Source organism: Acinetobacter sp. ANC 4973 (assembly GCF_002135275.1).
In the GTDB taxonomy this organism is placed as follows: domain Bacteria; phylum Pseudomonadota; class Gammaproteobacteria; order Pseudomonadales; family Moraxellaceae; genus Acinetobacter; species Acinetobacter kyonggiensis.
Genome location: NZ_NEGM01000006.1, coordinates 130174 through 146492, shown reverse-complemented (window position 1 = coordinate 146492; position 16319 = coordinate 130174). Strand labels below are relative to the sequence as shown.

General features: G+C 39.8%; 15 protein-coding genes. 11 read left to right on the top strand and 4 right to left on the bottom strand.

Annotated elements, in window-relative coordinates:
• Window positions 1-449 precede the first annotated feature (449 nt).
• Window positions 450-1073 carry a TetR/AcrR family transcriptional regulator gene (locus tag B9T30_RS09885; RefSeq protein ID WP_086184826.1) on the bottom strand — a complete coding sequence of 208 codons (624 nt, stop codon included), beginning with the start codon at window positions 1071-1073 and terminating at the stop codon, window positions 450-452.
• Window positions 1074-1193: 120 nt separating this feature from the next.
• Between B9T30_RS09885 and B9T30_RS09880 the strand changes: the two genes are divergently transcribed.
• The 8 genes from B9T30_RS09880 (at window position 1194) to B9T30_RS09845 (ending at window position 9648) form a co-directional block, all read left to right on the top strand.
• Window positions 1194-1838: an NAD(P)H-dependent oxidoreductase gene (locus B9T30_RS09880; protein ID WP_086184825.1), complete on the top strand. Its 645-nt coding sequence runs from the start codon at window positions 1194-1196 to the stop codon at window positions 1836-1838.
• A gap of 294 nt (window positions 1839-2132) precedes the next feature.
• On the top strand, window positions 2133-3122 hold the full coding sequence (locus tag B9T30_RS09875; RefSeq protein WP_086184824.1) for an acyl-CoA desaturase: 990 nt from the start codon (window positions 2133-2135) through the stop codon (window positions 3120-3122).
• Window positions 3119-4405 (top strand): NAD(P)/FAD-dependent oxidoreductase, encoded by a 1287-nt coding sequence (locus B9T30_RS09870; RefSeq protein ID WP_086184823.1) that lies wholly within the window; start codon window positions 3119-3121, stop codon window positions 4403-4405. The genes B9T30_RS09875 and B9T30_RS09870 overlap by 4 nt, the downstream gene beginning before the upstream one ends.
• A 9-nt stretch (window positions 4406-4414) precedes the next feature.
• Window positions 4415-5209 carry a DUF1365 domain-containing protein gene (locus tag B9T30_RS09865; RefSeq protein WP_086184822.1) on the top strand — a complete coding sequence of 265 codons (795 nt, stop codon included), beginning with the start codon at window positions 4415-4417 and terminating at the stop codon, window positions 5207-5209.
• On the top strand, window positions 5206-6402 hold the full coding sequence (locus B9T30_RS09860; protein ID WP_086184821.1) for an SAM-dependent methyltransferase: 1197 nt from the start codon (window positions 5206-5208) through the stop codon (window positions 6400-6402). Before B9T30_RS09865 ends, B9T30_RS09860 begins: the two co-directional genes overlap by 4 nt.
• A 39-nt stretch (window positions 6403-6441) precedes the next feature.
• Complete coding sequence (locus tag B9T30_RS09855; protein ID WP_086184820.1) at window positions 6442-7221, top strand: DUF1295 domain-containing protein; 780 nt, start codon at window positions 6442-6444, stop codon at window positions 7219-7221.
• An 8-nt stretch (window positions 7222-7229) separates the two neighbouring features.
• Window positions 7230-8279 carry an SAM-dependent methyltransferase gene (locus B9T30_RS09850; protein ID WP_086184819.1) on the top strand — a complete coding sequence of 350 codons (1050 nt, stop codon included), beginning with the start codon at window positions 7230-7232 and terminating at the stop codon, window positions 8277-8279.
• A gap of 46 nt (window positions 8280-8325) precedes the next feature.
• Window positions 8326-9648: a sensor histidine kinase gene (locus B9T30_RS09845; RefSeq protein WP_086184818.1), complete on the top strand. Its 1323-nt coding sequence runs from the start codon at window positions 8326-8328 to the stop codon at window positions 9646-9648.
• Window positions 9649-9654: 6 nt separating this feature from the next.
• On the opposite strand, the gene B9T30_RS09840 is transcribed toward B9T30_RS09845, so the two are convergent.
• Genes B9T30_RS09840 through B9T30_RS09830 form a run of 3 tightly spaced genes read right to left on the bottom strand, consistent with a single transcriptional unit; the run spans window position 9655 to window position 11411 of the window.
• Window positions 9655-10350, bottom strand: a complete 696-nt coding sequence (locus B9T30_RS09840) for a response regulator transcription factor (protein WP_086184817.1) — start codon at window positions 10348-10350, stop codon at window positions 9655-9657.
• 18 nt (window positions 10351-10368) lie between these two features.
• Window positions 10369-10869 (bottom strand): chalcone isomerase family protein, encoded by a 501-nt coding sequence (locus B9T30_RS09835; RefSeq protein WP_086184816.1) that lies wholly within the window; start codon window positions 10867-10869, stop codon window positions 10369-10371.
• Window positions 10839-11411: a DUF2358 domain-containing protein gene (locus B9T30_RS09830; RefSeq protein WP_086184815.1), complete on the bottom strand. Its 573-nt coding sequence runs from the start codon at window positions 11409-11411 to the stop codon at window positions 10839-10841. Before B9T30_RS09830 ends, B9T30_RS09835 begins: the two co-directional genes overlap by 31 nt.
• Window positions 11412-11779: 368 nt before the next feature.
• Between B9T30_RS09830 and kdpA the strand changes: the two genes are divergently transcribed.
• From kdpA to kdpC, 3 genes are read left to right on the top strand one after another with little or no spacing between them, the layout of a single operon-like run.
• Complete coding sequence (kdpA, locus tag B9T30_RS09825) at window positions 11780-13513, top strand: potassium-transporting ATPase subunit KdpA (RefSeq protein WP_086184814.1); 1734 nt, start codon at window positions 11780-11782, stop codon at window positions 13511-13513.
• Between the two features lie 12 nt (window positions 13514-13525).
• Entirely contained in the window at window positions 13526-15553 is a 2028-nt protein-coding gene (gene kdpB / locus B9T30_RS09820; RefSeq protein WP_086184813.1) for a potassium-transporting ATPase subunit KdpB, read from the top strand.
• Between the two features lie 10 nt (window positions 15554-15563).
• Window positions 15564-16169 (top strand): potassium-transporting ATPase subunit KdpC, encoded by a 606-nt coding sequence (gene kdpC / locus B9T30_RS09815; protein WP_086184812.1) that lies wholly within the window; start codon window positions 15564-15566, stop codon window positions 16167-16169.
• Window positions 16170-16319 lie beyond the last annotated feature (150 nt).

Below are 16319 nucleotides of genomic sequence, written 5' to 3'. Positions count from 1 at the left end.
TTTATTTGTAGTTTTGATCACACTATTTAATAGTAAGTATCCTGGTGGCATCAAGATAATGTTTTAGTGCATTGGATCATGACGATTTTGGCCTTGCGGAGCAATGCTCCAGATGCAGTATTAAACCATTGGTTTCCTCTTTTTGGCTCATTGATTGAACTGGTATAGATCTACAAATTAGGTGTTGATAATTCTAGTCAGAATAAAACTTTGTGTATATAACCGCGTGTTTTCTACTCAAAAAGAAGCGAATGCTGTCTGATTTGAATAGATTGAAATTTACTATAATTCGGGTAACACAGTATTCTGCAAAGAATTGTTTAAGCCCTAAAAATGTTGAGCAGAAATCTTTAAGAGTTTAGAGGGATGAGGGATGAGGGAGCATCATTCCATAAATTTTATAATTTTGTTTAGTATCAAAACCCGCATAGCTTGGATGTCACTGCAACTTATGGTATGACCGTGCTTACTGTTTCAATCCTATGATTTAAACTTTGAATAATAATATTGATATATTTTTCAACATCATCTTTAAAAATCATATATTGCAATGCTAAGCCATAACTTAATGAAATTAACTCAGCAGTAATCGTCTCAATCTGGTTTTGATCTACAGGTTGTACTGCTGGAATGAGGCAGATTAAAATTTTGGCTACTTCATCTTTATGCGTCTGCCAAACTTTTTGATATTCCAATGCAAAAGATTCGTCACGCGCTGCATATAATTGAAGTTCAATTGATATTTTTAACCATTCAACGTTATTAAAAAAATCGCTTAGCCAGACACGGAGTTTTTCAATTGAATGATTAATATTTAAGTCTTCTTTGGATATTATATTTTGCAGCTGAAGATTTTCTTTCTCAAATTGCAGTCGCATTAATTCTAATAAAAAATCTTCTTTATTACTGAAATTTGAATAAAAAGCACCTTGAGTGTAGTTGGCATGTTTAGAAATATTTCTAATAGAAACAGCACCATAACCGTGATTGGAAATTAAAGAAAATCCAGACTCAATAAGGGCTAGGCGGGTTTTAAGCTGTTTTTCATCACGTGATAATTTTTTTGAATTCATGAAAGTAAAATAAATGAGATAACAATTGATATCTTAAATTTTATGAGATAACTTTGCTACTTATTTTTCAAATATCAATTGTAATCTGAAAGAATAAATATTTTAATTTTAGAGATGATTATGAGCCAGAGTGCATATAAACGAATAGTTGTTATCAATGGGCATCCTTCAAAAAGCAGCTTTAATGCTGCATTGGTCGATGCCTATATGACTTACGCCGCCCAGTACAACGTTCAGGTCGATTTGATTGAAGTGGGGCAATTGCATTTTGACCCTAATCTCAAAAATGGCTATGAAAAGAGAATGGAGCTAGAGCCAGATTTAATTGCAGCTTGGAAAAAAATTGAACTTGCGGATCATTTGGTCTGGATTTTTCCTGTATGGTGGGGCGGACTGCCAGCAGTGACTAAAGGTTTTATTGATCGTGTATTTTTACCAAGTATGGCCTTTAGTTATTATGAAAACAGTAATCGTATTAAAGGCCATTTATTAAATAAAACAGCCAGAATAATTACCACATTGGATCAACCAGGCTGGGTCTATAAGTGGTATTTTGCTGAACCGAGTACTCGGCAGCTGAAAAAAACGACCTTAGCGTTTTGCGGTGTCAAAAAGATCAAAACGGTGTATATCGGTTCTGTTCGTGGTTCAAGTGAACTGAAACGTGAAAAATGGTTAAGACAAATGGAAAAGTGTGCAAAGCAGGATTGCCATAATGCTCCAAGCTTGTACTTAAATAATAAGCCAGCAACAAATTCAGACTGAGCTGTGAAAATGAATGCCTGTGTGCAGTGTGTTTTAGCTTGCGGTGGTCGATATTGCAGACAATATTGATTGTTTAAGCTATGACTTCTGCAGGTTCTGGCCATATGGGAAATGTCCAAATAGGCCATTTCAGTAAAGATTAAATAAGTGATCTATATTTTTAACGCGAAATTTATGGCATATCGGTTTATTTTCACGACTCTGCTAAAAATCATCTGCTTCACATAAATTTCATGTCGGCTCGATTAAACTCATTCAAACAAAATCTAATAATTTTGAGATTAGGATTAGCCCATGTTCAAAAGTCTTATGCGATGGGTAGATAGTTGGTCCATAACTGTTCAGGCAGAGACCATTTTATCTGAGAAAAAGAAAATTCAATGGTTGCGGATTTTACCCTTTATCATTCTGCATATTGCTTGTCTTGCCGTATTTTGGGTGGGGGTGTCATGGTTTGCAGTTGCCTTCATGCTGATTTTTTATTTGATTCGTATGTTTTCGATTACTGCATTTTTCCATCGTTATTTGTCACATAAGACTTTTCAGACTTCAAGAATGGTGCAATTTATTTTTGTCTTGCTTGGCACGATGAGTGCTCAGCGCGGACCTTTGTGGTGGGCAGCGCACCATCGTTATCACCATCGATTTACTGATACAGAGCAAGATCCACATTCATCTAGCCACGGCTTTTGGTATAGCCATGTAGGGTGGTTTTTAAATGAATATAACTTTGCTACACGCAAAGAAGTGATTAAAGATTGGTTGAAATATCCTGAACTTATTTGGCTTGACCGATTTAGCCTTATCGTTGTATTCATGACTGCTGGGGCAATTTATACATTAGGGGAATGGTTGGCTATTGCACATCCTCAAATTGGAACATCGGGTGTACAACTATTGGTCTGGGGATTTGTCGTTTCAACTGTATTACTGATTCATGCGACTTTGTGTATTAACTCACTTGCCCATCTCTACGGCAGTCGTGACTTTGAAACCCAAGATCAAAGCCGTAATAATTTATTTTTATCCATTATTACGTTAGGTGAAGGTTGGCATAATAACCATCATTTTTATGCAGGCAGTACACGGCAAGGCTTTTATTGGTGGCAAATTGATATTACTTATTACCTTTTAAAAATAATGTCTTGGTTTGGCTTGGTCTGGGGATTCAAACCGATTCCAGCACGGGTTTATGAGGTGAGTAAAATAGCGCAATCATCCGTACCAGCAAAAAAATTAATTAAGACCAACACAAAAAATATTCAAACTGGGGAGTCTTCATGAAAATTGCCATTATTGGTTCGGGTATTTCTGGGTTATATGCGGCATGGAAACTTTCAAAGCAACATCAAGTAACTGTTTTTGAGAAAAATAATTATTTTGGCGGTCATACAGATACGCATGATCTAGAAATAGAGGGGCAGATGCTTGCTGTCGATAGTGGTTTTATCGTATTTAACGACTATAACTATCCTCTCTTTAGTCAAATGCTTACGGAACTTGGGGTCAAAGCTCAAAGCAGTGATATGGGCTTTTCTGTGAATAATCAGGTGACGGGGCTACAATATAATCCATCGAAAAAAATATCATTACTGTGCCGACCACAGAATTTTTTGAAATCTAATTTTAGAGTAATGTTAGCCGATCTATTTAGATTTTATGCAGCCAATAAAGAAGTTATGGTCGATGATTGTGAGACCACATTAAGTATAGAAGATTATTTAGACCAAAATGGCTATTCAGAGGCCTTCCGCCAAGAGCATTTATATCCGATGTGCGGTGCACTCTGGTCATGCCCACTTGAGCAAGTGGGACAAATTCCTTATAAATTTGTGGTCAGTTTTTTTCAGCACCATCGAATGTTACAGCTCAAAGACCGACCACAATGGCAAACAGTCAAAGGCGGTTCTGCGCGTTATGTTCAAGCCATTCAGCAACAGTCCCCCAACATTAAGTTTAAGCAATTGGCTGTCACCAGCGTGTCACGCTTATCCGATCAGGTAATTGTTCAAACAGAAGTGGATACCCAGCAGTTCGACTGGGTGATTTTTGCCAACCATGCCGATGATAGTTTAAAACTTTTAGCGGATGCGACAGCGCTTGAACAAAATGTACTGGCAAAGTTTTCTTATCAAGATAACCGAATGGTGGTACATAGCGACCTCAGTATCATGCCGAAACGCAAGTCTCAATGGGCGAGCTGGCATGTGCATGTCACCGAATCTGAATCTGATGTTGAAGCCGTATTTCAGCATGCAAAGCTTCATTATGGTTTTAGCTACTGGATGAACAAGCTGCAAAATTTATCCTGTAAAACCCAAATTTTTGCCACGCTGAATCCCAATTTCCCTATTAACTCCAAGTATATTTGGGTTGAACGTGAGTATCGACATCCTGTTTTTAATGCAGCAGCCATTGCGGCGCAGGCGCGTTGGGCAGAAATTAATGGACAAAATCGTACTTCCTATTGTGGGGCTTATTGGGGTTGGGGATTTCATGAAGATGGTGCGCGCAGTGCGGCGAAAGTGGTGGATCAATTGGCGCAGTTTGTAGCCGAGCCTGCTTAGGAGCATGGTATGTTGATGACCTCACTTGCGGTTGCGCCTGCCATGATCAGGCATCGTCGCTATTTACCGAAGTCGCATGAATTTGACGCGCAATTAAGCTACTTATGGTTTGACCCCGATCAGGTGGATTCCATTACGCAGCAATCATGGTTGTGGTCATTGAAGCATTGGAGTGTTCTGCGCTTAGATTCAGATGATTTTTTAATTGCAGAGCATGGTTCAATTCGGGAAAAAATTAAAAAAATACTCCTTAAACAAGCCAATATTATCTTGGCTTCAGATACACAAATTCGTGTGTTGGCACTACCACGCACTTTGGGTTTTTATTTTAACTCGGTGGTCTTTTATTTTATTTTGGATAGCACTGAACATCCGATCTTTATTCTGAGTGAAATCACCAATACTCCTTGGAATGAACGTCAGGTTTATATCCACGATTGTCGGGATAAAGTAGTTCAGCATTCACATTTTCAAAGCTATTCGTTCGAGTTTGAAAAATCATTTCATGTCTCACCTTTTATGCCGATGGATATGGATTATTGTTGGCGCTTTAATTTTTCAGAACAGCAAAATGTCATCCATATGCAGTTGTTTCAACAGGATGTACTGCAATTTGATGCCACAATGCGCTTTTCACTGCGTCCCATCACAGTTCCTTCACAACACTATCGCTATGCTATTTCCTCTGTCTTTGAACCTTTTAAAATGATGGCGGGTATTTATTGGAACGCTTTTCGTTTATGGACGAAAAAAGTTCCATTTTATCGGCATCCCAAGAAAAACAAGGGAAATACAATATTATGAAAACACTCATTTCCAGTGAACAAGATTCTCTACCTTTGGTTTTACGTAGTTTATTGAAGTTGCGTCACGGTCAAATTATATTTCAAGGGGTTTGGAATGGTTTTGTCGGAGACAGTATTGAGTTAAGTGTTGTTGTCCGAGTTCATAATAAACAACTGATGGAGTTGATTTTTAAAAATGGTGTATTGGGTGCAGCCGAAGGCTATATTCGCGGCTATTGGAGCACGGATCATTTGGTCGAACTGATCCAAATTTTGGCGCGTAATCGAGATGTCTTAGATAAACTTAATCAAAATATCATTTCTCAAGCCAGCCAAATCTTTTTAAAGGCATGGTACAAAACCCGTAAAAACTCAATCGACGGGAGTCGAAAAAATATTGCTGATCATTATGACCTGAGTAATGAGTTCTTTAAGTTGTTTCTTGATCCATCACTGATGTATTCCAGTGCTGTATTTCAAGAGCCAAGCATGAGTTTAGAACAAGCTTCAAATTATAAAAAAGAGCTGATTTGTCAAAAATTACAGCTTAAGCCGATGGATCATTTGGTGGAAATTGGCAGTGGTTGGGGCGGGTTTGCAATTTATGCAGCACAAAATTATGGTTGTAAAGTCACCACCATTACCATTTCACAAGCGCAATATGATGAAGCCGTAGCACGTGTAGAGGCTGCTGGTTTGGCGCATCGTGTCGATGTACAGTTGAAAGATTATCGTTTGCTTGAAGGAAAATTCGACAAACTGGTTTCCATTGAAATGATTGAAGCCGTGGGTGAAGCATATTTATCGACCTATTTTAAACAGTGCCACAATTTATTAAAACCGAAGGGTTTGGCTTTGATTCAAGCCATTACCATTGAAGATGCACGCTATAAAAAAGCGTTGAATACGGTGGATTATATTAAGCGTTATATTTTCCCCGGCAGTTTCATTCCGTGTATTAGTGTCTTAACTCAAACGGCATCAGAACAACAATTACGTTTAAAACATTTAGAAGATATTGGACAAAGTTATGCACAAACTTTGCATTGTTGGCGAAAAAACTTTTTAGCTGCACGTGAACAAGTCCTTGCACTGGGTTTTGACGAAAACTTTATCCGTATGTGGGATTTTTATTTGTGCTATTGCGAAGGTGGTTTTAAGGAAGGCGTGATTAGTGATGTGCATATGTTGTTTGAGGTCAGTGCATATTAAATTTGAATCTTCTGCATGAACCTGTCAAGGAGAGTCGAAATGCTGCTAGATGTATTGTTGCTTGACGTTTTCATTATGCTGTTTTGCTGGGTCATTGTGACTTATAACCACCGTGCAGGTTTAGTCGATGTTGCATGGAGTTTTAGTATTGCCCTCAATGTCATCTGGGCAGCATGTGTGCTTGATACTGCGCCTATAGCAGTACGAATTTTCATTGGTCTTGCAAGCAGTATTTGGTTCTTACGCCTGAGTTGGCATTTATTGCGTCGTTATTGGCATGAAACCGAAGAAGATCGGCGTTATGCCAATATGCGCCGTGCTATGGGGGCATTCCAGCATCTTGGTTTTTTAGCTTTTTTTATTTTTCAAGCGGGTCTTGCGATTCTATTTTCATATCCGATGCTGTCGCTACTGAGTGCCACACAGATGCAGTGGAATGACTGGAGCAGTTGGGCACTGAGCGCTGCCGCACTGATTATGTTGGTGGCATTTATGGGGGAAAGTCTGGCCGATCATCAACTGTATCGGTTTAAACAAGATCCTGCCCATCAGGGTAAAACCATGGATCAAGGTTTATGGAAATATTCACGGCATCCAAATTATTTCTTTGAATGGCTGCACTGGTTTGCCTATCCCATTTTAGGTCTTGCGGCTGGGCTGTATGTGTTATGGATTTATCCCGTATTGATGTGGTTGTTTTTGTACTACATCACCGGTATTCCGTTTAGTGAACAACAAGCATTACGGCATCGCGGTCAAAACTACCGAGATTATCAACAACGCACGTCAATGTTTATTCCCTGGCAACCTAAAGAGTAGGACAACCTATGGATTTTATTATTCAACAGTCGCTAAGAATTGTCGAAAGTGGATTGCTTCCAGATCAGGCGATTCGTGCTGCAATACGGGGCTTAAGTAAAAAACGCTTAATTCAAGAAGGACGTTATGATCCTGAACAGGGCGCCCAGCGTTATATGGACGTACTGAACATGCTTAAACACAGTGAAATTGCCATCGAAACCGATAAGGCCAATGAACAGCATTATGAGTTACCGACTGAGTTTTTTCAGGCTGTGCTGGGGAAACGCTTAAAGTACAGTGCAAGTTTATTTGCCGATGCTCAAACTACGTTAGATGAAGCTGAAGACTTGGCTTTAGCGAGCTATTGTCAACGTGCGCAATTACAAGATGGTCAACATATTTTAGAGATCGGTTGTGGTTGGGGATCTTTAAGTTTATGGATGGCGGAGCACTATCCAAATGCAAGCATCACCGTGGTATCGAATTCTGCAACGCAACGTAAATATATTCAACAACAAGCCAAATTACGACAGTTTAACAATTTGAGTGTAATCACTTGTGATGTGAATGTGCTGGAACTTGAAAGTAGTACATTTGATCGAGTTGTATCGGTGGAAATGTTTGAACATGTACGTAATTATCAAAAACTATTTGAAAAAATAAATACTTGGCTGAAGCCTGAAGGATTACTCTGGTGTCATATTTTTTGTCATCGTTTTTTACATTATCCATTTGAAATTAAGAATGAATATGATTGGATGTCAAAATATTTCTTTAGCGGTGGACTCATGCCATCGGCTTCAACTTTCTTGCATTTTCAAGATCATTTACAGTTAGAGCAGCATTGGCAGTGGTCAGGGACACAGTATGAACGGACTGCGAATGCTTGGCTGGAAAATATGGATCGGCATGAGCAACGCTTAAAACCTTTATTTGAAAAAACCTATGGTAAAGCTGCCGCAGCGTGGTGGCAACGCTGGAGGATTTTCTTTATGGCCTGTGCTGAATTGTTTGGTTTTGAGCAGGGGCAAGAATGGGTGATTGGTCACTTTTTGTTTAAGAAGAAAGTCCTATAATCTAAATTGAATTTGACATGTCGTTGGTCAGGTAAGGGATGAGTCTATGTTGAAGCTATTTAAGGGCAACCGCGCTCATCCCTTGGGTGAAGTCTTTAATCGTTACTATTGGTTGCAAATTGGACTGATTGCGTTATCGATTGTGATTGGTATTTCATGCAGTGCATGGGTGATTAAAGGCACATTGCTGAAAACGGCGCTTGAACAGGAAATGGAACATTATTGGATGCGTGTTGAGCGTAATCCAAAGGCAGATTTACCCGATACGAAAAATTTGTATGGTTACCGATGGAACGGGGTTAGACCAAGCAAGTTTCAAAATATGCAGTTAAAATCAGGCATTGACCGTCATTTTATTGATGGCAAAGAGCGCATGACCGTTTATGGGGAACGCAATGGACAGCATGTACTTTTAGTTTTTGGTGAGAGTAACGTCAATAAGCTGGTTTGGTTGTTTGGTTTGGCACCATTAATGTTTAGTTTATTTATCCTTTATAGTGTGCTGTGGTGGTGGAATCGTCGTGCGCGGCGATATTTTTCTCCAATTACCCGACTGGCCAATGCTTTAGAAAATATCGACTGGGAACATCAGAATACAGAAGCGTCACCGTTTCAGGGCATCAGCACGGATGCCAACATGGAAGCGGAATATTTAAAACAAGCACTAGAGAAATATCATCAGGTGTTAAGTGAGTTTATTCGTCGTGAACGCGAGTTTAGTGGTGATGTCAGTCATGAGCTTCGGACACCGTTGACGATTTTAAAAGGCAATGTGCAACTTTGCCAAGCACGTTATGGTGATAACAAAGCTTTTACGCGTTTGGGCAATACCATTGAAGATATGCAGTTATTGGTCGATACCTTGTTGGCAATTGCACGTAATACCACCAATACACTGACCCCAGAATATCAATCACTATTCAATATTTTACAGGAATTACAAGTTGATTTAGACAGTGTGGGGCAGGTCAAAGGCATACAGATCCATCTTCAACAGCATGGGGATGAACAGATGCGTCAACTTTATCCCTCTATGACCAAAATGGTCTTTGGCAATATTTTGCGTAATGCCTTAAATTATTCGCAAGGTTCAGAAATTGATATTATTTTGCAAAAAAATAAAGTGTTAATTGCCGATAACGGCATTGGCATCAATTTACCCAACGATGTGAAAGTACAGGAATTGTCGAGTCGGCAACTCAAACTAGAAACCAAAGGGCATGGTATTGGACTGCAATTGGTACAAAAACTGTGTATGCAATTGGGCTGGCGTGTGGAGTTGTTTGATCGTCAATATTATTTAACGCTCCAGAGCGATCTTGATTTAAAGCCTTCAACGGGATTGATTGTGGTGGTGTATCTTAGTTAGTTTAAGTTAGGGTAAATCTGTTTCAATTGCAATTTTTAAGCCCACCCCAGACACGGTATGAATCAGTTTCTGATTGAAAGGTTTGTCGACCATTTTACGTAGATTATAAATATGACTGCGTAGCGCATCACTTTCAGGTTCGGCATCTCCCCATAAAGCCATGACAATTTCTTGTTTACTCATCACTTTGGGTGAGTTGCGCATTAACAGCTTTAAGAGTTTAAATTGAATTGGAGGGAGTTCGATGCTTTGACCTGCACGGCTTAGACTTTGACGAGCGCTATCTAAAATGAGGTCATGAATTTGCAATTGGCTATTTGAAACCTCACCCAATGATCTTTTAATTAAAGCTCGAACACGTACTACCAGCTCATTAAAGTCGAAAGGTTTGACTAGGTAATCATCGGTGCCTGAAGCAAAACCTTTTAATTTATCGTCTAAGGTATCGCGTGCGGTCAGCATCAGTACAGGCAGGTCTAAGCTTTGTTCTGTCCTTAACCATGCACAAAGATCGTAACCTGAGCCGTCTGGCAAATTAATATCCAATAACAGAATATGATACGGATGCTGGCTTAATAAATTGCGTGCGACATCTAAATTACGTGCATGATCTATGACAAAACCATGCTCTTCTAGAAACTCACACAGGGTAGAGGCAAGCTCGTAATGGTCTTCGACGATGAGGATAAAATGTTTGGTCATAACAATTAATTCTGATTTTTAGTTTAAGAGTTGTTGCTTCAATTTAGCATTAAAAGGCTGTGGGCCTAGCCAAATTTTAAAATACTGATTGGCTTGATCATTTTGAATATGACCTAATTTTTTTTGATTCAGTGACAGGGTTAATGTTTTTGATGGATGTGTATATAGCAAAGCGTATAAATCGCCATTTCTGACTGGTTTATAGAGCTGTGTAATATGATTCAGAGCCGAGTTCTCTTGAAAATCGGCAATATTTTTCTTTAAAAAATGCGTGGCTGCACGTTTAAATGCCCATTCTGGAATATCTTGAGTATAAGCAAAATTCAGCTGAATACTTTGACTATCCCAAGGTTTCTTACAAGACTGGGCAAAATAGCTGGCTTGACCGACCTGTTTTTTGCCAATTAAAAGCGGTGCTGTTGCACATTGTTGTACAGGTGTGTCGAGCGTTAAGGCATTGACCGATAAACTGGTCAGGCAAATAAGGCTTAAGACGATTTTTTGAATGGTAATAACCATGAGTAAACACCTCCAACATAGGGGAGTGAACGATATAAACCATTTGCTGGATCCCAAAAATCTTGCTGGAAAATAATTTGTTGGGCAGCATTCACTTTAATTTCACTTATTCCGTGTGAAGCCATCTTTTGATGAGTCCCTAAAAATTTGAAGTCATAAGCCATATACCAATGCACATACGCGGAGTCTTGATGATAACTTGTGCTTAATAATTTGACCGTAACATTACTGACACGTTTATTCATGCCTTTGAAATGCTCAACTAAATTTTGTCGTGATGAAAACTGAGACAATGTGTCATTAATGAAAAGCTGCTCTGCATACAGCGCACTGGCTTGATTTACAAATTCGGGCGTGCCCAAGGTATTAAAAGTCGAGGTAAAACGTGTACCAATCGCTAAGGCTTGTGCGTCATTTAGCATGATGCCAGTCATATTATTCTTGGCGCTATGATAATCAGCGGAATAACTGGGGATACTTTTACATCCAGATAAACACAGTAATGCCAGCAAAGAACTTACTATTGTTTTACGGTATTTCATGATCATTATCCATCTTGAATCTTATATTGATACTTTAGAGCGATGGACGTGAATGGAGTGTGAATATTTAAGCTTTGAAAAGCTGACTTGCTGTTCAAAATTTTAAACGTTCAGAGCATGATCACGTTGCTATTTTGATTGAGAATTTTACGCAAATTTTACGCCTAAGATCATTTCCATGATAGAGAGTTTACGTTGTTGTTTTTCATACTACATTCTGGAATATCCCCGATGTTTAGGATGGAAATGATGGACGCTAAAAACATAGCTCATCAACACGTAAAGCAGCAAATTAGATGCTTACAATGCAAGACATTTAAAAATATAACATTGACGAACAGAGGCATTTCATCGAGAGGAGAAATGTCATGTTAGAGCTCATTCTACTTTTAGTGATTGTCACGCTTTTGGCTTTTCCGCTCGGAAAATATCTTGCTGCCATTATGCATAACCGTGCAATGAAAATTGATCCACTATTCAATTGGATCGAGAAACCAATTTATGCAATTTTGGGAACCAATCCTAAGCAAGGCATGAATGTTAAAACGTATATATTGAGTTTTGTGTTCAGCTGCATCGTCATCGGTTTTGCGGTATGGAGCTTGTTTATGGTGCAGGCATGGTTGCCGTTCAATCCAAATCATGCACCTAATATGTCATGGGATCTGGCTTTACATAGCATGATTTCCTTTTTGACCAATACCAATCAGCAACATTATTCAGGTCAGGCACAGCTTTCTTATTTATCACAAATGGTTGCAATTGTTGGGTTACAAGTCATTACCCCAATGATGGGCTTGGCAATGGTGGTTGCAACTGTTCGTGCTTTATTTTTTGAGCGCTCAAATGATCAAACTACAGCAGCATCATCTTTATCGAATCAAAGCTTTACTGAAAAAGTTAAAAGTATCAATGTTGGAAACTATTGGGCAGATGTGATTCGTCCAACCTTTCGCTTCTTGATCCCGCTGTGTATGGTTTGGTCATTATTTTTAAACAGCCAAGGTGTACCAGCCACATTTCAGGGTGGGCCTGAAGTTCAAGTTGTTGATCAGACTGCGGAATTAAAAGTACAAAAAATCCCGCTCGGCCCCGTTGCACCGATGGTTGCCATTAAGCAACTGGGCAGTAATGGTGGCGGATGGTATGGCCCAAACAGTGCTGTACCTTTAGAAAATCCAACGCCATTTTCTAACTTTATGGAAATGCTGGCAATTTTATTGATTCCAATCAGTGTAATTTTCATGTTGGGGTTTTTCACCAAACGTGCAAAATTTGCAGCCTTTGTTTTTGGCTCAATGTTGTTGATGTCGGTGATTTCAGCATCAAGTGCAATCTGGTCTGAAAGTCTTTCTCAAACTGCATCGCAAATTTCTGCGATGGAAGGTAAAGAAATGCGTTTTGGTGAATCATCTTCTGCGCTGTGGGCCGCATTAACCACACAAGTGAATAATGGTTCAGTCAATATGATGCATGATTCTGCATCGCCACTCACTGGATTGGTTGCGCTGTCCGATATGCTGATTAATGCCATTTGGGGAGGGATCGGTTGCGGCTTACAGCAATTCATTATCTATCTATTTTTGGCTGTGTTTATTGCAGGTTTAATGACTGGGCGTACCCCTGAGCTTTTTGGTCGAAAAATTGAAGCGGGTGAAATCAAGCTGCTTGCTGTGGTGATTCTGATTCAGCCGATTGTGATTTTGGGATTGACCTCAATTGCCTTATTTTTTCCTGAACTCACAGGTAACAGTAACCCTGCATATCATGGCGTTACGCAGGTTTTATATGAATATGTTTCGGCATTTGCCAATAACGGTTCAGGTTTTGAAGGTTTAGCAGATAACACCGTATGGTGGAATGTCACCTGTAGCATTGCCTTATTGCTGGGACGTTTTCCAACTTTAATTATTCCCCTCATTATTGCGACACGTTTAGCCGCTAAACGTCAGGCACCTGAAAGTCACGGTAGCTTAAAAGTAGAAACGCCTACCTTTGCTTTAACTCTAATTGCCATTGTGGTGATGTTGACCCTATTACAATTTATGCCTGTCTTAGTTTTAGGGCCAATCGCTGATCATTTGTTCTTGGTTCAAGGCTAAGGAGTGAAATTCATGAATAATTCAGTACAGTCTGAACAAAATACTTCAACGCTTTTTCAAGCTGAAGCATGGAAAAATGCTTTTATTAAATTGCTTCCACAACATGCCATGCAAAATCCTGTTATGGCAATTGTGTGGCTCGGTACAATTATTACTTTAATCAGTACGATTTTAGGCAAAGCGAACTTTGTTTTTGGTTTGCTTGTGACCCTAATTTTATTTATTACGGTTTTATTTGCCAATTATGCAGAAGCCATTGCCGAAGCCAAAGGACGAGGTCAAGCCTCCTCACTGAGACAGGCACGTCAAAACTTAATCGCAAGACGTATTGTAAATTTACACGATACTGATGGTGTGCAAATTGCTGCGGCTGCATTAAAGCTCAATGATTTGATCGAGGTGCGTGCAGGTGAACTGATTCCTTCAGATGGTGAAATTGTTCATGGTTTTGCCACCATCAATGAAGCTGCGGTGACAGGCGAGTCTGCACCTGTGTTACGTGAGGCAGGAACGGATCGTTCAGGTGTGATTGGCGGAACCAAAGTTTTAACCGATCGTATTATCGTGCAAGTGACCGCAGAAGTAGGCAATAGCTTTTTAGACCGCATGATTGCCTTAGTCGAAGGTTCAAATCGTCAAAAAACACCGAATGAAATTGCACTGGGTATTTTACTGACCGTGATGACGGTGACTTTTATCATTGTTGTGATTAGTTTGCCGATTATTGGTCATTTTCTGAATATTTCCATCAATCCGATTCTGTTGGTGGCTTTATTGGTGTGCTTGATTCCAACCACGATTGGCGGTTTATTGCCTGCCATTGGTATTGCGGGAATGAACCGTGCGTTAAAAGCCAACGTGATTGCAAAATCAGGTAAAGCAGTTGAAGTTGCAGGGGATATTGATGTTTTACTTTTGGATAAAACAGGAACCATTACCTATGGTGATCGTCAGGCGACGGCATTTTATCCATTAGCTGGTGTATCAGAATCGGAACTTCGTCAAGCCGCGGTATTGACCTCACTTGCAGATCCTACGCCTGAGGGAAAATCTGTGGTTGCTCTGGCGAAAGAACAGGGCGAAAAAATTCATGAACCTGAACAAGCTGAATTTATTCCATTTAATGCTTCAACCCGTATTTCAGGTTTGAATCTGCTCAATGGTCAGCAAATTCGTAAGGGTGCTTTGGATGCGATTTTAAAATTTACCTCACAGGATATTTCCCGTCATAGCGAACTCAGAACCCGTGTTGAGCAAGTGGCATCAAAAGGGGCAACGCCTTTAGTAGTTGCTTATGGTCAAAACCTATTGGGCGTGATTGAACTGTCAGATGTGATTAAATCGGGCATTAAAGAAAAGTTTGCTCGTTTACGTGAAATGGGGATTAAAACGGTCATGGTGACAGGGGACAATCCGCTGACTGCTGCTGCCATTGCGGCAGAAGCAGGTGTGGATGACTATATTGCCGAAGCCAGACCTGAAGATAAATTGAACTGTATTCGTGATGAACAAAACAAAGGGCATTTAGTGGCAATGGTGGGTGATGGCACCAATGATGCACCAGCACTTGCTCAGGCAGATATAGGCTTGGCGATGAACTCGGGTACGCAAGCGGCCAAAGAAGCAGGCAATATGGTGGATTTAGATTCTGATCCGACTAAATTATTGGCGGTGGTTGAAATTGGAAAACAACAATTGATTACCCGTGGTGCATTGACCACATTCTCTTTAGCCAATGATATTTCAAAATATTTTGCAATCTTACCTGCACTTTTTGTTGCAGCCATCCCACAAATGAGTGTGCTCAATGTTATGCAGTTGGGTAGTTCAGAAAGCGCCATCCTTTCTGCACTAATTTTTAATGCCATTATTATTCCATTACTCATTCCCATTGCTTTACGTGGTGTGAAATTTAAACCGTCAACATCGACACAATTATTACGCCGTAACATGCTGATTTATGGTGTTGGGGGCGTGATATTACCTTTCGTTGCAATCAAAGCCATTGATCTGGTGATCAGTCAAATATTGGTCGTTTAAGGAGCGAAACATGAATACTGTACATACAGAACATTTATTACAACCTTCATATGCCTCATTGCTTCGTGCTTCAATTGGGCTGACTATCGTCGGTTTGGGTTTATGTGGTTTTTTATATAGTGCCACGGCGACAGGACTGGGACAGCTTTTATTTCCAGCTCAAGCCAATGGCAGTTTGATTGAATTGGATGGAAAAATTTTAGGTTCCAGTTTAGTGGCGCAGCCCTTTACTGATCCGAAGTATTTTCAGGCTCGACCTTCGGCAGCCAATTATGATCCGATGGCCATGGCAGGCAGTAATATGGCGAGAACCAATCCTGAATTGACGAAAATCATTGAGCAACGTATAGCGGATATTGAAGCTAGGGACCATATTGATGGTCGTCAAATTCCGAGTGATTTGGTGACTGCTTCCGGCAGTGGAATTGACCCTGAAATTAGTTTGAAATCGGCCATGATTCAGGTGCAACGTGTTGCAGCGGCTAGACATTTATCTGATCAGCAGGTGATTGAGCTGATTCAGCAATATACCTTAAAGCCAACCTTTGGCGTGTTGGGGCAACAGCGTATTAATGTGCTTGAGTTAAATTTGGCTTTAGATCAGATTAGAGAGTAATTTCTGTATATTTCAAAAATTATTGGTCATATCTTTTTACGACGGAGTCCTATCATATAAAGTTTATGGTAGGGATCCGTTTATTAGTTTTGCCATGACAAATGGTTTTGCTCTTGCGTAACATCGTTACTCATCCCGAAAGAAAAGTGA

Bases quoted from the DNA above. Each gene is read 5' to 3' on its own strand.
- B9T30_RS09880 (WP_086184825.1), top strand. From the start codon at position 1,194: ATGAGCCAGAGTGCATATAAACGAATAGTTGTTATCAATGGGCATCCT.
- B9T30_RS09875 (WP_086184824.1), top strand. From the start codon at position 2,133: ATGTTCAAAAGTCTTATGCGATGGGTAGATAGTTGGTCCATAACTGTT.
- B9T30_RS09835 (WP_086184816.1), bottom strand. From the start codon at position 10,869: ATGGTTATTACCATTCAAAAAATCGTCTTAAGCCTTATTTGCCTGACC.
- B9T30_RS09870 (WP_086184823.1), top strand. From the start codon at position 3,119: ATGAAAATTGCCATTATTGGTTCGGGTATTTCTGGGTTATATGCGGCA.
- B9T30_RS09860 (WP_086184821.1), top strand. From the start codon at position 5,206: ATGAAAACACTCATTTCCAGTGAACAAGATTCTCTACCTTTGGTTTTA.
- B9T30_RS09850 (WP_086184819.1), top strand. From the start codon at position 7,230: ATGGATTTTATTATTCAACAGTCGCTAAGAATTGTCGAAAGTGGATTG.
- kdpA (WP_086184814.1), top strand. From the start codon at position 11,780: ATGTTAGAGCTCATTCTACTTTTAGTGATTGTCACGCTTTTGGCTTTT.
- B9T30_RS09845 (WP_086184818.1), top strand. From the start codon at position 8,326: ATGTTGAAGCTATTTAAGGGCAACCGCGCTCATCCCTTGGGTGAAGTC.
- B9T30_RS09855 (WP_086184820.1), top strand. From the start codon at position 6,442: ATGCTGCTAGATGTATTGTTGCTTGACGTTTTCATTATGCTGTTTTGC.
- B9T30_RS09885 (WP_086184826.1), bottom strand. From the start codon at position 1,073: ATGAATTCAAAAAAATTATCACGTGATGAAAAACAGCTTAAAACCCGC.
- kdpB (WP_086184813.1), top strand. From the start codon at position 13,526: ATGAATAATTCAGTACAGTCTGAACAAAATACTTCAACGCTTTTTCAA.
- B9T30_RS09840 (WP_086184817.1), bottom strand. From the start codon at position 10,350: ATGACCAAACATTTTATCCTCATCGTCGAAGACCATTACGAGCTTGCC.
- B9T30_RS09865 (WP_086184822.1), top strand. From the start codon at position 4,415: ATGTTGATGACCTCACTTGCGGTTGCGCCTGCCATGATCAGGCATCGT.
- B9T30_RS09830 (WP_086184815.1), bottom strand. From the start codon at position 11,411: ATGAAATACCGTAAAACAATAGTAAGTTCTTTGCTGGCATTACTGTGT.
- kdpC (WP_086184812.1), top strand. From the start codon at position 15,564: ATGAATACTGTACATACAGAACATTTATTACAACCTTCATATGCCTCA.